An 18,973-nucleotide genomic window follows, 5' to 3' on the forward strand; every position below is an offset into this window, starting at 1 on the left:
GGTTGTTGATATGGCTAACACAAATTTCTCTCAAACAGCTGCTTTCATCTGGTCGGTAGCCGACTTGCTTCGCGGTGATTTTAAGCAATCCCAGTACGGGCGGGTGATTTTGCCTTTTACCCTGTTACGCCGTCTGGAGTGCGTTTTAGCCGCCAGTAAAGAAGCCGTCGTAGCTCAAGCGGAAAAGCTAAAAACTAGCCCGTTGCCGGAAGAAGGAAGAGATAAGTTTCTGTTACGTGCGACCAATGGCCTTACGTTCTTCAACATCTCGCCGATGGATCTTGGCAAGATGGGGCAGAACGATATCAAAGCCAACCTGGAGAACTACGTTCAGTGTTTCTCAAAGGATGCGCGGGAAATCTTTGAACACTTCAAGTTCAGCGAGTTTGTGGGCCTGTTGGATGATGCCAACCTGTTGTACAAAGTGGTTAAAAAATTCGCCACCACCGATCTGAGCCCTAAAGCTATTTCTAACCATGATATGGGTTTGGTGTTTGAAGAACTAATTCGTCGTTTTGCGGAGAGTTCAAACGAGACGGCGGGTGAGCACTTTACCCCGCGCGATATCGTGCATTTGACCACTTCGCTGGTGTTTATGGATGATGACGAAGCGCTATCGAAAGACGGCATCATCCGTACCATTTACGACCCCACTGCCGGCACCGGTGGCTTCCTCTCTTCCGGCATGGAATACGTCCACAAACAGAACCCGAACGCGGTGATGCGTGCTTTTGGTCAGGAGTTAAACCCAGAGTCCTACGCCATCTGTAAAGCCGATATGCTGATCAAAGGGCAGGATGTTAGCCGCATCAAGCTGGGGAACACCCTTTCTAACGACCAGCTACCGCAGGACCAGTTCGATTACATGCTATCTAACCCGCCGTTTGGCGTGGACTGGAAAAAGATTGAAGGCGAGATCAACGACGAACATCAGCAGAGAGGCTTTAACGGGCGCTTTGGTCCTGGCCTGCCGCGCGTCTCTGATGGTTCGCTGTTGTTCCTGATGCACCTGATCAGCAAAATGCGAGATAGCCGTAACACCGATAGTTCAGTGAGCAACGGTGGGCGTATCGGTATTATCCTCAATGGTTCACCACTGTTTACCGGTGGCGCGGGGAGCGGTGAGAGTGAAATTCGCCGTTATATTCTGGAAGCCGATTTGCTGGAAGGGATTGTCGCGCTGCCAACGGAAATGTTCTACAACACCGGCATTGCGACCTATGTGTGGATCCTGTCGAATAAGAAGGCGCCAGAGCGTAAAGGCAAGGTCCAACTGATTGATGGCACCAACCTGTGCGGCAAGATGCGGAAGTCATTAGGTTCTAAACGAAATCTGATGGGCGAGGACGATATCAAGCTTATCACCCGCACCTTTGGTGAGTTTGAAGTGGTGGATGCGACTTCTCTGGAGGATTTAGGTCTGGAAAAAGCGCCAGAGCAGAAATCTAACCGTGGTCGCCAATCGGCAACGGCGAAAACCGAAGTGCCAAAAACCTTCGCCAGCAAAATCTTTAACAGCACTGACTTTGGCTACCGCCGCCTGACCATTGAGCGCCCGCTGCGTTTATCTGCACAGGTCACGGATGAGGCCATTGCCACACTGCGCTTTGCTCCAAAGCCGTTTAATGCACCCATGGAACGTCTGTATGAAGAGTTCTCCGCACAGTGGCAAAACGATAACTACGGTGACTTTAGCGAACTGGAAGTTGAAGCCCGCGCCATTATCAAAGCTGAATTTGCTGAGCTGAAAGAGAAGCAAATTAAAGACCTACTGGACAGCAAACTGTGGCTGGCACAGCGTGCCTTGATGGACAAAGCGCAGCAAATCCAGACTGCACTGGGTGTTAAAGCGGGTGGCAAAGAACGTGTCAGCGATGACTTTAATGAGTTCCAGCTCACTCTGAAAGGCGCAATTAAAACTGCTGGCGTTAAGCTGGATACCAAAGAGAACAAGCAGTTTATCGATGCCATCACCACTAAAAATCCGGCCGCCGAGCCGGTGGTGAAAAAAGCACTGAAAGAAGCCGCCCAACCGCTGTACGGTGCCTTTGAATACAAAGGCAAAGTGGTGGAGTTTGAACAGGACGGTGAGCTGCGTGACAACGAAAACGTGCCGTTAAACCCAGAAGTTACCACCAGCGATTTGATCGAGAGCTACTTTAAAGCGGAAGTGTTACCGCATGTAGCCGATGCCTGGATTAACGCCGATAAGCGTGATGCGAAAGACGGTGAGGTGGGGATTGTCGGTTATGAAATTCCGTTTAACCGCCATTTCTATGTTTATCAACCACCGCGCCCATTAGAAGAGATTGATGCCGACCTGGATGCCGTTAGCGCCGAGATTATGAAGCTGCTGCAGGAGGTGCATTCCTGATGGCTAAATATCAAGCTTATCCGGAGTATAAGGATTCTGGGGTTGATTCAGTGGGCGTTATTCCTCATCAATGGTCTGCGTTGAAACTTAAATATATTTTTGATATTAAGAAAAGAATCGCAGGCAAGATTGGTTATGACGTTTTGTCTGTAACCCAAAAAGGGATAAAAATAAAGGATATTGATAGCGGTGAAGGTCAGCTTTCTATGGATTACTCAAAGTATCAAAGAGTATATCCAGGTGAGTTTGCAATGAATCATATGGATTTATTAACAGGCTATGTTGACATCTCTAATTATGATGGTGTAACTAGCCCAGACTATCGGGTGTTTTTTGTACGAGATAAACATAACTTATATAGCCGTTACTATCTTTACTTATTGCAAGATGGCTACAAGCAGCGTCGATTCTTTCATCTTGGGCAAGGAAGTGCTCATTTAGGCCGCTGGCGTTTACCTACTGAAGCTTTCAATGAAATTCGCTATCCTTGCCCTTCGTTTGAAGAACAAACTCAAATAGCTACCTTCCTCGATCACGAAACCGCAAAAATCGATAACCTGATCGAGAAGCAACAGCAACTGATTGAACTGCTAAAAGAAAAACGTCAGGCGGTGATTAGCCATGCTGTGACTAAAGGGCTAAACCCTGATGTGCCGATGAAAGACTCTGGTGTTGAGTGGTTGGGGGAAGTGCCGGAGCATTGGGATGTATGCCTACTCAAATTTAAATGTAGTTCCATTACAGATGGAGCACATATATCCCCTGATACGAATGGAGGAACCCACTATTTTGTATCAATAAAAGATATTAAGAACGGTGTCATAGACTTTGATAATGCTCTTCTTACTACGACTAAGAGCTATTTTTATTTAATTAAAACTGGCTGTATGCCTTTGCCCGGAGACATTCTTTTTAGTAAGGATGGAACTATTGGTCAAACGGCAATTACGCCTTCAAATATTGACTTTGTTGTTGCGTCATCTTTGATAATTATTCGCCCTAATAGACTACATGTATTGCCTGAGTTTCTGGATTTTCTTTTACAAAGCTCATTTGTAAAGGAACAAGTTGAGAGTTTCGTGAAAGGAGCTGCATTACGACGCCTATCAATCCAAAATTTACAAAAAATATTTGGAATATTTCCTTCTCTGGAAGAACAAAATAGCATTTCAAATTTCATTAGTAACAAACTAGTTATGTTTGATGTTTTAGAAAATCAAGCTACTTTTCAAATTGGATTTCTCCAAGAACGCCGAACCGCCCTTATCTCCGCCGCTGTGACCGGCAAAATCGACGTACGCAATTGGGTCGCGCCAGAAGCCCGAGAAGCTGAGGTATCACAGGAGGCTACCGCATGAGTATGGACACCACCAAAGAGGCAATCTTCCAAAATGAAATGATTGCTCAAATGGTTACCAAGGGATGGATTGTCGGCAAACCAGACGGCTACGATCGAGAACGCGGTTTGTACTCGCAAGACGCTATCGCCTTTGTGCAAAACACTCAGCCGCTGGAGTGGGATAAATTTGCCAAGATTTACCCGACCGATACCGAGCGCCATTTCCTCGATGCGTTGGTGGCCCAACTTAAAAAAGCCGATAACAACGCCACCGATAAGCTTTCGCGGACTTACGGCACGCTGGGTGTATTGCGTCACGGAATCAAAAGCCATAACGCACGATTTTCCCTGTGCCAGTTCAAGCCCGAGCATAATCTCAACCCGGAAACGTTGGCGCGGTATCAGCAGAATATCTGTCGCATTGTACCGGAGCTGGTATACAGCCCGCATGCCTCTAAAGCCGCGTTTGAAGATACTGGGATAAAAGCGAAGAAATGGCGAATCGATCTGGTGCTGTTTGTTAATGGCCTGCCGATAGCGACGTTAGAACTGAAATCTGAGTTCAAGCAGGCGGTACAAAACGCGATTAAACAATATAAGAAAACGCGTTTGCCGAAGGATCCGGTCACCAACAAGCCGGAGCCGCTGCTCACCTTCAAGCGTGGTGCGCTGGTGCATTTTGCTGTCAGTCAGTACGAAGTGTTTATGGCCACCAAACTGGCGGGCGATGACACCTTCTTCCTGCCGTTTAATAAAGGCACCCAAGAAGGTGGGGCGGGGAATGATATCCCTGAAGACCCAAATCGCTATGCCACCGACTATCTGTGGAATGAAGTGCTGTTGCCAGACAACCTGCTGAAAATCCTCGCCAGTTTTGTGCATCTGCAAATCGAAGAAAAAGAAGACTGGAATGGGCTGAAAGCTAAGAAAGAGAGCCTGATCTTCCCGCGTTATCACCAGTGGGACGTGGTGAATAAACTGATTAGTGCGGCCACGGTGGAAGGGACGGGGCATAAATACCTTATTCAACACAGCGCCGGCTCCGGGAAATCTAACTCTATTGCCTGGACGGCACACCAGCTTTCCCGGTTGTATGACGAGAAAGGCGAGAAGCAGTTCCATTCGGTGATTGTGGTCACCGACCGCACGGTACTGGATGACCAGCTTCAGGACACCATTTACCAGTTTGAACATGCGGACGGCGTGGTCGGCCGCATCAATAATAAAGAAGGCGATGGTTCGAAGTCGGAGAAACTCGCCAGCGCGCTGGAAAACTCGCAGCCGATTATTATCGTCACCATCCAGACCTTCCCGTTCGTGCTGAAAGCTATCGAAAACAGCGTTAGCCTCAAGCAGCGTAAATATGCGGTAATCGCCGATGAAGCGCACTCATCGCAAAGCGGTTCCACTGCTCGTCAGTTGAAAGAAGTACTGATGACGGAAGAGGCGGATGATGATGTCGAGTTGTCGTCGGAAGACATTCTCGATGCTACCGTCGCCGCGCGCAAAGGCAGCAGCAATCTTAACTACTATGCGTTTACCGCCACGCCAAAAGCCAAAACTCTAGAGTTGTTTGGCCGTCGTCCTAACCCGCTTGAACCGGCATCGAAAACCAATAAGCCAGAAGCCTTCCATATTTACTCCATGCGTCAGGCGATCGAAGAAGGCTTTATTCTTGACGTGCTGAAGAATTACACCAACTACAAAGTGGCGTACAAACTACTGCAAAAGTTGGACGATCCCGGTCGTGAAGTCGACAGCAAAAAAGCCAAAATCAAACTGAATCAGTGGGTGACACTGCACGACTATAACGTTGCTCAAAAAGTAAAAGTGATCGTCGAGCACTTCCGTAAGCATGTGATGCATCTGCTGGGTGGGCAGGCCAAAGCGATGGTGGTGACCAGTTCGCGTAAAGCGGCGGTGCGCTATAAGCTGGCGTTTGATAAATACATTGCCGAGAATAAATACGAGAAGATTAATGCGATGGTGGCATTCTCTGGTGAGGTGGAGTTTGTTGAAAGTGATCACAATAGTCTTGCGCTGCTGAATCAAAAGTTTACCGAAATGAATATGAACCCAGGGCTGAAAGGCCGGGACATGCGTAAAGCTTTTGATAGTGAAGATTATCAGGTGATGCTGGTGGCGAATAAATTTCAGACTGGTTTTGACCAGCCAAAGTTATGTGCCATGTACGTGGACAAAGCGCTTGGCGGTGTAGAGTGCGTACAAACGCTGTCGCGCTTGAACCGCACTTATCCAGGCAAAGCGCAGTCGGGGACTTTTGTGCTCGATTTCTATAACGAGCCTGATGAGATCCTCGCTGCCTTCCAACCTTACTATCAAACGGCAGAGCTAACGGATGTCAGCGATCCCCAGCTAGTTTTTGAACTATTCGAGAAACTGCGCACCAGCGGCATATTTCTTTGGAGCGAGGTGGAACAGTTCTGTGAGGCCTTCTTTACCAAGAACAAATCCAATGCGGCGATCAGTAATATCTGCAAGCCGGCCGTTGAGCGTTGGAAGAAGCGTTATACCTCCGCTATCGATGCTTACGTGTTGGCAAAAGAGATCTTTGAACGCACGAAAAAAACCAACGATGTGGTGTTGATCACCAATGCTGAAAACAGCTTCAAAGACTGTAAACAAGAAAAAGACAAGCTGGATATCTTCAAAAAAGACCTCGGCAGCTTTGTTCGTTTCTACGAATTTATGTCACAACTCGTCGAGTACGACGATAAAGATCTGGAAAAACTGAGTCTGTTTTCCCGTCATCTGCGCCCATTGCTACATGAACAGCGCATAGAAGAAGATGAGATTGATTTAAGCAACGTGGATATGAGCCATTACCGTCTCTCGAAAATCCACGAACAGCATCTCAAGCTCCAGGAAGATGTCGAAGAATATAAAATCGAGCCGGGTAATGACGTCGGTACAGCCAAGCCGAAGGATAAGAAAGAAGAGTTCCTGTCGAACATTCTGGCGCGTCTGAACGACCTGTTTATTACCGATAATCTTAGCGATAAAGACATGATCAATTATGCCTTTACCGTGCGCGACAAGCTGTCGGAAAACCAAGCGGTGATGACGCAGATTGCCAACAATACCCGCGAGCAGGCCATGCTGGGGGATTTCCCGAAAGCCATTGATGACGCGATCATGGACAGCAACGAAGCTCAGCATGAAATGATGGTGCAGTATCTGTCCAACCCAGAGCTCGCCAAGGGATTTGCTCGCGTGGTGTTTGATATGCTGAAAGGCGCTTGAGGTTGATTCGGCAGTAGCTAGCAGCCTTGATGTTAACGTCTCGGCTGCCGTGTTTTTGTAGTTGCAGTACCGGTTTTTCTTTCAAATAATGTCACCGTACAGGAATTATCGTGATGGATATCGTTGCCGATGTTGAAGCAGGTAAGCTGACTCTCAGTGAATTGATTAACTCTCTGGCTGAATACAAAGATTACTCTCATTCAGAGTGGGATCGCCGTTACCGTGAATTTACGGCATTGCTTCAACAGACCCAGACATTCTCGGAGCCGGAGACGGATGATCTGGTCAAACGGCTTTGGTATGAGCGTGATAACGGTATTGCCAGTATTCGTCAGGGTGTTCCATCCTTGGCCGAGTTCCAACAAAGCCTGCCGCTGCTCAGAGAACTGACTGAGCGTATTCATCGACAACCCGATGAGCAAACTTACCAATATGTAGAAGCCGCCTTGAAGCAAGCCAAGGAAACCGGACAGCTCAAGCGGATGTATTGGAGCTTGAGAAATCGCGTCTTTGCGGCTTTTACACCGGTAACCTGTACCAGCACGGTAGACGAGAATGCGTTTACCAAAGCCGCGACGTTTTTGAATGAACAATTCTCGCTTGGGCTGACACTGGCTGGCGATTGGTTGCAGAAAAACCATGAATTGAAGAGTGCGATTAACAGGCTGTTGCCAGATGCAGACCCTTACTATGTGAACATGGCGATCTGGCATCTTTATGAGCTGCTGCGTGAGCGTGACAGTGAGCAAAAACAAGAGAAGATAGTTAGCAGCCCAGTCATGGTGAGTAATGAAGCGGTGAGCGTGAAGATACCGCAGCATTCACCCGTCAATATGATCTACTTTGGCCCGCCGGGAACTGGGAAGACCTTCATTTTGCAGCAGAAGATGAAGGAATATACCACTCAAGCAGCGCCCGCCGACTATGATGCCTGGTTAGATTCCCGCCTTGAATCGCTTAACTGGATGCAAGTGACGGCGCTAGTCTTATTGGATTTAAATAAGCGAGCCAAAGTTCGCCAACTCATTGAACATCCGTGGTTCCAACGTAAAGCATTATTAAATGGCCGCAGCAGTAATTTATCGCAAACGGCTTGGGTGACGCTGCAATCCTTTACCGTGCCAGAATCCACTACGGTTGAATATAAAAGCCGCCGTGAGCCTGCCATTTTCAATAAAACGGCAGAGAGCGAGTGGTTCTTGGTTAAGTCGCAGCTAGAGCAAGTGGAAGATCTTGTTTCACTCTATGATGAGTTAAAACAAGGCCCGCAAACAGCAGAGGCTATTCAGCGGTTTGCCGTGGCTACCTTTCATCAGTCTTATGGTTATGAAGAGTTCATTGAAGGGATGCGCGCTCGTGCCGACGAGGGCGGTAATATCTCTTATCCTATTGAGCCCGGCATTTTCATGCGTTTATGCCAGCGTGCTAAAGCCGATCCGGCGCATCGCTATGCCATTTTTATTGATGAGATCAATCGTGGCAATATCTCCAAGATTTTCGGTGAGCTGATTTCGCTGATTGAAATCGACAAGCGGGCAGGCATGAGCAATGCGATGAGCCTGCAGCTGTCCTACAGCTGTCAGACATTCAGTGTTCCTGGCAACGTCGACATCATCGGAGCAATGAATACCGCAGACCGCTCGTTAGCGCTGATGGATACCGCATTGCGCCGCCGCTTCGATTTCGTCGAGATGATGCCAGATCTCTCATTGCTCAGTGGGGCCACAGTAAAAGGTATTGAGCTTGAATCGTTATTAGAGAAACTTAATAGCCGAATTGAGGCGCTTTACGATCGTGAGCATACGTTAGGGCACGCGTTTTTTATGCCGATAAAAAAAGCCTGCGATGCAAAGGATGAAGAGAAGGCATTTAAACAGCTGAAGGCGGCATTCCAGAAAAAGATCATTCCGTTATTGCAGGAATACTTCTTCGACGATTGGAATAAGATCCGGTTGGTGTTGGCGGATAATCAGAAACAAGACGACAGCCTACAGTTTGTCATTGAGCAAACCGACGATCTAGAAATGTTGTTTGGTTCCGACCATGGTTTACGGCGTCACGATCAGCAATCAACAGCCTACGAACTTAAGGCTTTTGAGCAAGAGGTCTGGAGTATGCCCCAGGCTTACCGTGCGATTTATCAACCTGAAGAGGCTGCTCTTTCTACCCAGGCTGCGCAAAATGGGTGAGGTGATCTCTGTTTTTGAGTATGACCTGTTAGGTATTGAAAAAGAAACGCCGGTTGGTGCTGTTTCTCTCCCTCTCGAGGTATTCCATTATTTAGAATCGCTTAGCCTAACCAGCGAGAAGGGGAGCCAATTACTCAAACTCACCTCACGCTCTGGCTGCCGGTTGCTTCAAGTACAGAATTACGCAGGGATACTTTATACCCCCTATGGCCTGCAGCTCGAAATTCTGCCCAAGATAGGCAAAAACCTTTCACGTGGGGACGCGCGCGAAACTTTGCTGATTATGCTGAGCCATCTGTCTGGGTTTCGACATATCCAAACTCAGCAGGCTTCAGTGCATGCGCAACGGATGCCTTTGCTAGAGATTTTTATTAACCAGTTTTTGCATAGCGTTAGCCAACTGCTTAAGCAGGGTCTGCGTTCAGACTACGTGAATGAACAGGGCAATTTACCCTTCATGAAGGGCAAGCTGATGATGTCAGCTCAGTTGCGGCATAACCTAGTGGATCGCCATAAATTCTGTGTAGATTACGATGACTATTTGCCCGACTGTGCTGCCAATAGGCTCTTGCATTCAGCCCTTCATAAGTTAGCTAGTCTTAGTCTGTCATCAGATAATCAGCGCTGGCTGCAGGAACTACGCTTTGCTTTTGATGGCGTTCCGTTTAGCCGAGATGTTAATGGGGATATATCGAGCCTGCGGCTGGATCGCGGTATGGCCCATTACCATGAACCGCTTGCATGGGCGCAATTGATATTGCACGGAATGAGCCCGAGCGCCTTACAAGGCGATGCTAAAGCTTTGTCGCTATTGTTCCCCATGGAGGCGGTATTTGAGTCTTTTGTCGCACAAACGCTTGCTGATGAGCTGCCACCTGACTTTAAAGTGAAACAGCAGGCTGCGGGCCATTCGTTGGTTAAACATGGGGAAAGGGACTGCTTTAAGTTACGTCCAGACTTGTTGATTCAGTCACGCCATCCGGTCAAAACCAAGATGGTGCTGGACACTAAATGGAAGTTGGTGAATAGCAATTCGCAGGAGAAACCCCTTTACGGGATTGCGCAATCCGACTTCTATCAGATGTTTGCTTACGGCCAAAAGTATCTTGGTGGGGATGGTGAGATGTATTTGATCTACCCGGCGCACGATGACTTCAATCATCCAATACCACAGCATTTTGCTTTCTCAGAGACATTACGTTTGTGGGCTGTACCTTATCGGATCACCGCAAAGCGTGGGCAGAGGATGATGTGGGGAAAAGATGAACCTTTTGCGTAGGCTCATCTCTTCAAACATCATCCGTGAAGCGTTTCTACTTGAATGTTTTTTATAAAGAAAAACTATTTAAAACTAGCCTCTTTAAACTCCAGCTTCACCATCAAATCCTGGTTCAGCGCTTTCCCATCTTCGCCACTATGGATCCGACGGTGGCAGGTAGGGCAGATAGCACCAACCCATTGAGGGTGATCAGGGCCTTCATCGGCTAGGCGTTTTGTGTGGTGTGGTTCTAGGTAAGGCTCGCCATTCTTTTTCTTGAACGGTGCGGGTTGCTCACATGACTCGCAGATGCCATCGGCTCGTTGCAGCACGTATTTTTTTACGTCCTCACTGCGCTTGAACCAAGAGTTTTTGCTGTCACTCTCTTTGCGCTGTCCCGTCATCATTGATGATGCTATCGCCTTGGCTCGTAGCTGTTCGAGTGTCTCCTTCTTCGGCGTTACTTCTGAAGTATCAATATCATTATCAACTTCGCGAGCAGAAGATACCGGGAATAAATTAAAGGTGATTCCTTGCCTCATATTTTTCTCGGAATCTAAGCATTCAATGTAATCCCAAGTATCACACTCAAACATTCCAACGAACCTTACACCTTTATCTTTTTTATTATCTTCAAATAAGAAAATATCTTCGCCATTCTTTTTGTGGTCACGGATGGCTTTATTACCCCGAATAAACTCCATCGGACCTTTTTGGCCTTCTCCGGTGTAGGCGAAGCTGCCATCAGCAGACCATCCGTCTTTGTAGCCGTATGCCTCGCCGCTCTCACCGGTAAAGATGAAGATGACGGGAAACTCTGTAGGTGTCCAAATGCCGCCCTGGAGTTGTCCACCATAGAGGTCGATAAGCTCTTTACGCGTGTAAAGCCTACCTTTCACTAAATGCTCAATAGGATGTGGCGTTTCTACGATCTCGAAACCGAGGTTTTTAAGCGCTTGGATAGCGCTCTTAACACCACTGTTAGAATTTATTTTTTCGAATGGTATTCCGAACTGCTCAATATAAGCTGCCGCGACAATACCTTTGATATCGTACTTTTCGTTATTATAAAGAAGCTCACATTTTTTAATTCGTTTGACTTCGTATTTTTCTAGGAAGGCATCGCGGCCTAATAATTTATATTCTTCGATGGCTTTTAAAACAGCATCTTTCGAAGATAACGTCTCTATCTTAGTAGACAAAACAATCCCCTCATTGCAGAACAGATTCTGATCAATGCGTTTGCGTACTGCCAGCGGCCATGCGTCGTCACCCAGCAGTTAACTCATCGATTTATCGAATGCGTTAACTATGCCAGGCCACGGGGGAAATGCCTACCTTCGTGAATGTGTTTATCGTGATATGTCAGTCAGATCTATAAAATTTACCAGAGTGATAAGAACGGTACAAAACTAATACCGTTCTTATTATTTATTTTGTCTTTTATTTTAACCTCTCAGCTCTGGCACTCCATCTGCCGCAGTGCACGGCCATAAAGGTTGCAAAGCGCTGGCACCAAGTGAGCTGTCGCATTGATGTAGTGATTCAGTTGTTCCCACTGGGTGTCGTCGGCTTGCGGGTTGTTTTGCAACAGATCGCCAAACAGCATCAGGCCGTGGCAGAGCCCTTCGGCTTGTTCGGCGGAGAGAGCGGCAAGGTCTAGGAGTTGTGTTGAGTCTAAGGTGCTGAGATCGAGCTGATTGAACAGTTGGCGATAGAGGGTACTTGTGGCGGGTTGTGAGGTGGAAGTATCAGCCATGATTGCATCTCCGTATGTCATTGGATAATGACTACCATCAGAGACGCTAAACTCGGGTGGCAGCCCAGACGGGGTTAGCGTCACCGGGACATAGGAACCGGCGCTTCTTGCGAAGCCCCCACCTGAGCTACCATAATTTTTGGTGAGCTAAAGCTGCGGCATTATTACACAACGCCGCGGTATATGTCAGATTCGGAACGCTAACTCCGGCTGCGTATTTTGACGCAGCCCAAAAACTATAACGCTATCGCCAAAATGAAAGAATAACCTGTACAGAATTACAGTTAATTTACTCTTTGGATTGGAATGCAACTCGCAGTTATTCGTAGTAACCTCGGACGTTAACGTATTATCTATATATGCATTTATTATATGTTTAATGTCCCGGTTTATGATTAAGGGAATATTATGAAGGGTAATTTACTGTTCACGGAAGTTGGCGTGATTTTGCTAAGGGCTTGCCAGCATGAGATTGAATTTTATTCCCATAGATAAACGAGAAAACCTGCAGGACGCATCCGGCAGAGCTTTTATTGCCCACTTCAAAGTGAAAAAGATCAATGGCAGCTACGATTTATTGTGAATGGGTAAATATCTAGACCCTGTTTAAAGTAATCGCTAATATGCCATTACCATATGGTCATAGGGAGTTTGACTCATGTTAACGAAAGAGCAGAAAAACCAGCAGGTGGAAGAAGGAACGCTACGTTTAATAACGCTTGGTGAGATTTCTATGGCTCGCCAAATTTTTGGTAAATCAATCGTCTACAACCGTGTATGGATCCATTGCGATAGTTACTTACCCTTTGGTCTACAAGGTAAACATGTTGGCATGTCACCCAATGGCGAAATCTATTTCCGCCAAGAGGAGTATTTAGCGGATTTCTCTCAGATTAATAACTATGCTAAACAGCACTTTTTTATCCATGAGCTTGCCCATGTGTGGCAGCATCAACATGGGCAATGGGTGCGCCTGAGAGGTACTTTTAGCTGGGCGGCTGATTACAACTATAAATTGGATGTGAATAAGACACTCACTAACTACTCTTTAGAGCAACAAGCTTGTATTATCGCAGATTATTGGCTGTTAATACGCTATGGCCATGGTGCTTGGGAATACGGTATCGGGCGTTTTGTTAGGTATATTGGCCCCAAAACCAATGAAATTCGCTCACAGTACGAGCAGGTTTTAGCTAAGTTTTTACGTCAGAGGTAATTATGAAACGGATTTTTATACTTTCGTTACCTTTCCTGCTCGCAGGCTGTCCTTCGATGGGGGATCGTATTCCCGTCGACTACCCCGCAACCGTCACTCTGCGCGATGGTGCAGTGTGCGTGACGGTGATGCCTGAAGGTGATGAGAAGTTAGCAGGCATCTCGATTAATCGGTTGGATAATACGCAAAATCGTGACTTCAAATTCTTCGACCCACTGCGTGAAATCGCGCGCAACCAATGCACCCCCGATGAAGGCTACGTATTTGCTCCAGGGCAGAAATATCATTTTTCAGTGAAACTGATATCCCCTAAAAAACAACAGGCGGGTGATTTTCCCTTTGCTCGCGAGTTCGTAACCGAATTCTCGGTTAATCAATCGAACGGAATTTTGCAGGTCGAAGCATTGCCAACCTCGCGTTAAGTCCAACGCTGGAGCCTGAGGAACTCAGGCTCCGAAAGCTCCGAAGTAAAAGTCAGCGTCAGCTCACTCCCCCCAACCCCATCACCCCAAATCCCCCCCATTGCTAGCAATAACGGTTTTGTACCACCAGAAAGACTTCTTGCGGGTACGGGCGAGGGTGCCGTTGCCGTTGTCGTCGCGGTCGACATAAACCAAACCATAGCGCTTGCTCATCTCGCCGGTCGAAGCCGCTACCAGGTCAATGCAGCCCCAGGTGGTGTAGCCCATCACCGGCACGCCGTCGGCGATGGCGTCGGCCATGGCGCGGATGTGTTCGCGCAGGTAGCTGATGCGGTAATCGTCCTCTATCTCGCCGTCGGCGTTGAACTCATCGTGTGCGCCCAGGCCGTTTTCCACCAGGAACAGCGGCTTTTGGTAGCGGTCGTACATCATGTTCATGGTGATGCGCAAACCCAGCGGGTCGATGCCCCAGCCCCAGTCGCTGCGCGGAATATGCGGGTTGGTCAGGGATTTCACCACGTTGGCGGCGCTGCTGTTGCTGTCGTTCATATCGGCAGAAGCGCAGCGCGAGGCGTAATAGCTGAAGGAGACAAAATCGACCGTGTTCTTCAGGATTTCGCTGTCGCCTTCCTCCATCGCGATGCTCACGCCTTTCTCGCGGAACACCCGGGCCGAGTAGGAAGGGTAGCTGCCTCTGGCCTGCACATCGATAAAGAACAGGTTCTCGCGGTCTTTTTCCAGCGCGGCCCACACGTCTTCCGGCTTGCTGGACCAGGGGTAGAAATTGCCGCCGGCCAGCATGCAGCCCACCTGGTTGGCGGGGTTCACCTCATGCGCAATGCGCGTCGCCAGGGCGCTGGCCACCAGTTCGTGGTGCACCGCCTGGTATTTTACCTGCTCGGGGTTTTCGTCTGTTTCAAACACCAGCCCGGCACCGGAAAACGGGCTGTGCAGCACAATGTTGATCTCGTTGAAGGTGAGCCAGTATTTCACCAGGCCATCAAAGGCTTCGAAGCAGGTGCGGGCATAGCGGGTGAAAAACTCCACCATTTTGCGGCTGCGCCAGGAGCCGTATTCGGTCACCAAGTGCATCGGCACGTCAAAATGGCACAGGGTCACCAGCGGCTCGATGCCGTATTTGCGGCACTCTTCAAACAGGCTGCGGTAGAAGGCGATGCCTTCCGGGTTCGGCGTCAGCTCGTCGCCCTTGGGGTAAATCCGGCTCCAGGCGATGGAGGTGCGGAATACGCTAAAGCCCATCTCCGCCATCAGCGCAATGTCGTCGCGGTAGCGATGGTAAAAATCAATGGCGTCGTGGCTGGGGTAAAACTCGTCTTCACGCAGGGTAAAGCGTTTCTCCAGGCCCAGTTTCACCGGCATGCGGTTGGGGCCATGCGGGATCATGTCGACCGTAGTCAGCCCTTTGCCGCCCTCCAGATAGCCACCTTCAGACTGGTTGGCGGCCAAGGCGCCGCCCCATAAAAACCCTTGCGGGAATGTCGAATCAGACATGAAATCCTCTGTAACTTAAATAGTGCGTCATTGGGTATTCGCGGCGTTAACGGTATTCGTCGCCGGGGCCGGGGGCGCGGTTTGGGGTTCTTCGCTTTCCGGGATGTCTTCGAAGCCCAAAAGCAGCGTGAGCACGAACGACAGCACCACGGCCAGCACCATCACGCCGCCGACCCAGACAATGCTCATCGGGTTGGTCGGGTCGAAGAACTGTACGCTGGTGAACAGGCCGGGCGAAGCCATCGAATGGCTGGCCAACCCGCCGATACCGGCGACGGCACCGCAGATAAAGCCGCTGATCAAACTGGCGATTAACGGGCGCTTAAGCCGCACTGCCACACCATACAGCGCCGGTTCGGAAATCCCTGCCACAATGGCGGAAGCAGCGGCGGCCAATGCGGTCTGGCGCAGTTCGCGGTTCTTGGTTTTGAACGCCACGGCTAGCGAAGAGCCGCCGAGCGACAGGTTGGCACCAATCTCCGAAGGCATCACCATGCCCTCTTTGCCTGTCTCGGCGATGGTCTGAATGATGGTTGGGGTGAATACGCGGTGCATGCCGGTCATCACCAGCAGCGGCCAAATGGCCCCCATAATGGCGACGGAAAGCCAGCCCAGATAGCCATGCACGGTGTACACCAGCGCCGAAATCCCGCTGCCGATCCAGATGCCGAGCGGCCCGATAAACACAATCGCGATCGGTGCGGCAATCAGCACAATCAGCATCGGCTTAAGGAAGTTCTTGGTCACCGCCGGGGTGATGCGATCGACCCAGCGTTCGATGTACGACAATATCCAGGTCATCACCAGCGCGGGGATCACCGTATAGGTGTATTTCACCGCCGTCACCGGGATGTAGGCGAACTCCACCGCCTGGCCCTGCGCCGCTTTGGCCATCAAGTCGATAAAGTTAGGGTGCAGCAGCACCCCGGCAATGGCGATCGCCAGCGACATGTTGGTTTTGAATTTCAGCGCCGCAGAGGCAGCCACCATCACCGGCAGGAAGAAGAACGCGCCGTCGCCAATCACGTTCAGTATCACCAGGGTCGACGAACCTTTGTCGAACACGCCGGCCATATCCAGGATCATCGCCAGCAGCTTCACCATCGAACCGCCGATGATGGCCGGGATCAACGGCGACATGGTGCCGACCAGGGCGTCGAGAATGCCGGCGCCAATGCCTTTCAGGGTGATTTTGCGTTTTGCCGGTGTGGTGGCGGGCGTCGCACCCGGCATACCGAGCGCCAGCACCGCCTGATAGGCTTTCGACACTTCATTGCCGATGATCACCTGGCATTGCTCGCCGCTGTGCACCACGCCCAAGACGCCATCAATGGCCTTCAGCGCCGGGGTGTCGATCAGCGCCTTGTCTTTCACCACGAACCGCAGGCGGGTCATGCAGTGGGTAACGGCTTCGATATTGTTGAGGCCACCCAACGCCTTCACGATAGCGGGGGAGATCTCTGCGTAATTCTTCGGCATGGAATTATCGTCTCTCTAGATAGGAATTCGGATTGCCCAAAGGCGAACTTTTACTGCCTGGGCGATCCGCCGTTCCATCTGAATGAAACGCCCACAAGAAACCGGTTTCACAAAATCATGATGTGATATCTAATTGGTGGCAAGAATTATGATTTTTTGGTTTTTCGTTTCGTGATGCTGCTCACTTTTAGTTCAGGAGTGGCGGCAGAAGCGGGCGTGAAAACATTTCAAACCGAGGGCGTCTTGCGTAGACTGCGCTGACCCAATCGATTTTGACGGCGCAGAGATGGCAACAATACTTGAGGTGGCTAAAAGGGCGGGCGTGTCGAAAGCGACGGTGTCCCGCGTGTTGTCCGGCAGCGGCTATGTCAGCCCGGAAAAGCGTGAGCTGGTGGATAAAGCCATCGCCGAAACGGGTTACCGGCCCAATCTGCTGGCGCGCAATCTGGCGACCAAATCCACCCAGACCATCGGGCTGGTAGTGACCAACACGCTGTACAGCGGTAACTACTTCAGCGAGCTGATGTTCCAGTCTGCCCGCATTATGGAAGAAAACGGCCGCCAGCTGATTTTGGCGGACGGCAAGCACACCGCGGCAGAAGAAAAGGCCGCCATTCAATACCTGCTGGATATGCGCTGCGACGGCGTGATCATCTACCCGCGTTTTCTGTCGATTGCCGAAATGGACGAGATCATTTCCCAGCACAAGCAGCCGATCCTGGTTATCAACCGCCGACTCAGGCTTAACGACAGTTACTGCATCTTTAGCGATCAGCACGCCGCCAGCGCGACGGCGGTGGAGCAGTTGATCGACCGGGGGCATCGCGATATCGCTTTTATCACCGGCTCACTGGATTCCCCCACCGGGCTGGAGCGGCTTTCGGGCTACAAATCGGCGCTGGCGGAGCATGATATTGGCGTAAAAGACGCGCTGATTGTCGAAGGGAAGTGGAACGCGCAAAGCGGCATGGCGGCGGTCGAAACGTTGCTGGCCAGCGGCCACACCTTTAGCGCGATTGTTGCCAGTAACGACGAGATGGCCATCGGCGCCATCAAGCGGCTGACGGAATGCCAAATCCCGGTGCCGTCCGCCGTCTCGGTGATAGGGTTCGATGATATTCCCTTGGCGCCTTATACCATTCCCTCGCTGTCCAGCATGAAAATGCCGGTGACCGAAATGATTAAGGAAACCATCCATCGGCTGGTCTCGATGCTGGACGGCGGTGAGTTGAGCAAGCGCCCAACTTTCCCGGCCAGCCTGATGCTGCGGGATTCAGTCGCGGTGGGGCCGTATTTGAGTGGCAGAAAAGGCGTGCCGTTAACGGCGGATCAGCATATAGGCGCGCGGCGAGCTGCCGGTCATATTTTTAAAGAAGGTTGAGAAGGCGCTGTCGCTGGAGAATTCAAGCTTGCCAGCGATATCTGACAGGCCGTATCCCTCCGCCAGCAGCTCGATGGCTTTGATCAAACGCCATTGCTGGCGCCACTGCTGGTAGCTCAACCCGGTTTCCTTGCGAAAGATGCGGCTGATGGTTTTCTCCGAAGCGCCGCTGTAGCGCGCCAGCTCATTGAGTGGCGGCACCTCCTCCATGCCGGCCAGTTGCCGTAAGCGGCGGTCCTTGGGCAGCGGCAATAAGGTCAGCTCGCGCTGCGCATGCCGTATTTCGTCCAGGCATACGGCAAGAATATTGGCGCTGGGGCCGCTTTCCCACTGGGTGGCAAAGTCGGCGAGGGCGATCCGCTCCAGCACTTCCCGCAGCAAAGAAGAGGCCGACAGCACTTCCAAATGGGGCGAAAGGTCGGGATAGCGCTGGTTGTCGAGATAAACCGAGCGATAGCCCGCCACGCCGGTAACCTGAACGCGGTGCACCACCTTTGGCGGGATCCAGGCAATGCGTGCCGGCGGCAGGAGGCAAATGCTTTCATTGAGCGTGATGCGCATACAGCCCTGCTGGCTGAATAGCAACTGCCCCATGTGGTGCCAGTGCGGCCCGGAATCATGCTGCGCCAGCTCGGCCGCAATGCCTAACACGCTATTGTTGATCGCATCGGGATCAAATTCGTCCTGTGCGCTGAGCCATGCCATAAGTGTGTCCGATTTTATAAGTTTTTTGTCTTTTATATTGTAATGGTCGGGGCGGGGAAGGTGCTACTTTGTGGC

Annotated in this window: 13 protein-coding genes; 8 read left to right on the forward strand and 5 right to left on the reverse strand. The window is 50.2% G+C overall.

What is annotated here, in order from left to right; translation table 11 throughout:
* Positions 1-10 precede the first annotated feature (10 nt).
* The 5 genes from QOT07_RS02465 to QOT07_RS02485 all read left to right on the forward strand — a co-directional run bounded on the left by QOT07_RS02465 (position 11) and on the right by QOT07_RS02485 (position 10,445).
* Positions 11-2,374: a type I restriction-modification system subunit M gene (locus QOT07_RS02465; RefSeq protein ID WP_283602511.1), complete on the forward strand. Its 2,364-nt coding sequence runs from the start codon at positions 11-13 to the stop codon at positions 2,372-2,374.
* Positions 2,374-3,732 (forward strand): restriction endonuclease subunit S, encoded by a 1,359-nt coding sequence (locus QOT07_RS02470; protein WP_283602512.1) that lies wholly within the window; start codon positions 2,374-2,376, stop codon positions 3,730-3,732. Before QOT07_RS02465 ends, QOT07_RS02470 begins: the two co-directional genes overlap by 1 nt.
* On the forward strand, positions 3,729-6,977 hold the full coding sequence (locus QOT07_RS02475; RefSeq protein WP_283602513.1) for a type I restriction endonuclease subunit R: 3,249 nt from the start codon (positions 3,729-3,731) through the stop codon (positions 6,975-6,977). The genes QOT07_RS02470 and QOT07_RS02475 overlap by 4 nt, the downstream gene beginning before the upstream one ends.
* A 113-nt stretch (positions 6,978-7,090) precedes the next feature.
* Entirely contained in the window at positions 7,091-9,166 is a 2,076-nt protein-coding gene (locus QOT07_RS02480; RefSeq protein WP_283604273.1) for an McrB family protein, read from the forward strand.
* The gene (locus QOT07_RS02485; RefSeq protein ID WP_283602514.1) at positions 9,159-10,445 is read left to right on the forward strand and encodes an McrC family protein; all 1,287 of its coding nucleotides are present in this window, start codon (positions 9,159-9,161) and stop codon (positions 10,443-10,445) included. Before QOT07_RS02480 ends, QOT07_RS02485 begins: the two co-directional genes overlap by 8 nt.
* A 62-nt stretch (positions 10,446-10,507) precedes the next feature.
* On the opposite strand, the gene QOT07_RS02490 is transcribed toward QOT07_RS02485, so the two are convergent.
* Positions 10,508-11,626: an HNH endonuclease gene (locus QOT07_RS02490; RefSeq protein WP_283602515.1), complete on the reverse strand. Its 1,119-nt coding sequence runs from the start codon at positions 11,624-11,626 to the stop codon at positions 10,508-10,510.
* A gap of 254 nt (positions 11,627-11,880) precedes the next feature.
* Positions 11,881-12,183, reverse strand: a complete 303-nt coding sequence (locus QOT07_RS02495; RefSeq protein WP_283602516.1) for a hypothetical protein — start codon at positions 12,181-12,183, stop codon at positions 11,881-11,883.
* A gap of 658 nt (positions 12,184-12,841) precedes the next feature.
* Between QOT07_RS02495 and QOT07_RS02500 the strand changes: the two genes are divergently transcribed.
* Both QOT07_RS02500 and QOT07_RS02505 read left to right on the forward strand, forming a co-directional pair.
* Positions 12,842-13,399: a type IV secretion protein Rhs gene (locus tag QOT07_RS02500; protein ID WP_283602517.1), complete on the forward strand. Its 558-nt coding sequence runs from the start codon at positions 12,842-12,844 to the stop codon at positions 13,397-13,399.
* Positions 13,400-13,401: 2 nt separating this feature from the next.
* Positions 13,402-13,821, forward strand: coding sequence for a putative T6SS immunity periplasmic lipoprotein (locus QOT07_RS02505; RefSeq protein WP_283602518.1), 420 nt, complete (start codon positions 13,402-13,404; stop codon positions 13,819-13,821).
* Between the two features lie 81 nt (positions 13,822-13,902).
* Here QOT07_RS02505 and QOT07_RS02510 read toward each other — a convergent pair whose 3' ends face one another.
* Complete coding sequence (locus QOT07_RS02510; protein WP_283602519.1) at positions 13,903-15,333, reverse strand: 6-phospho-beta-glucosidase; 1,431 nt, start codon at positions 15,331-15,333, stop codon at positions 13,903-13,905.
* A gap of 27 nt (positions 15,334-15,360) precedes the next feature.
* Positions 15,361-16,812, reverse strand: coding sequence for a PTS cellobiose/arbutin/salicin transporter subunit IIBC (gene ascF, locus QOT07_RS02515; protein ID WP_283602520.1), 1,452 nt, complete (start codon positions 16,810-16,812; stop codon positions 15,361-15,363).
* Positions 16,813-17,098: 286 nt separating this feature from the next.
* Between ascF and QOT07_RS02520 the strand changes: the two genes are divergently transcribed.
* Positions 17,099-18,193: a LacI family DNA-binding transcriptional regulator gene (locus QOT07_RS02520; RefSeq protein ID WP_283602521.1), complete on the forward strand. Its 1,095-nt coding sequence runs from the start codon at positions 17,099-17,101 to the stop codon at positions 18,191-18,193.
* Here the strand turns inward: QOT07_RS02520 and QOT07_RS02525 are convergent.
* Positions 18,131-18,898 (reverse strand): AraC family transcriptional regulator, encoded by a 768-nt coding sequence (locus QOT07_RS02525; RefSeq protein ID WP_099063229.1) that lies wholly within the window; start codon positions 18,896-18,898, stop codon positions 18,131-18,133. The genes QOT07_RS02520 and QOT07_RS02525 overlap by 63 nt on opposite strands.
* Between the last annotated feature and the right edge of the window lie 75 nt (positions 18,899-18,973).

Source organism: Serratia proteamaculans (assembly GCF_949794035.1).
Taxonomy (GTDB): domain Bacteria; phylum Pseudomonadota; class Gammaproteobacteria; order Enterobacterales; family Enterobacteriaceae; genus Serratia; species Serratia proteamaculans.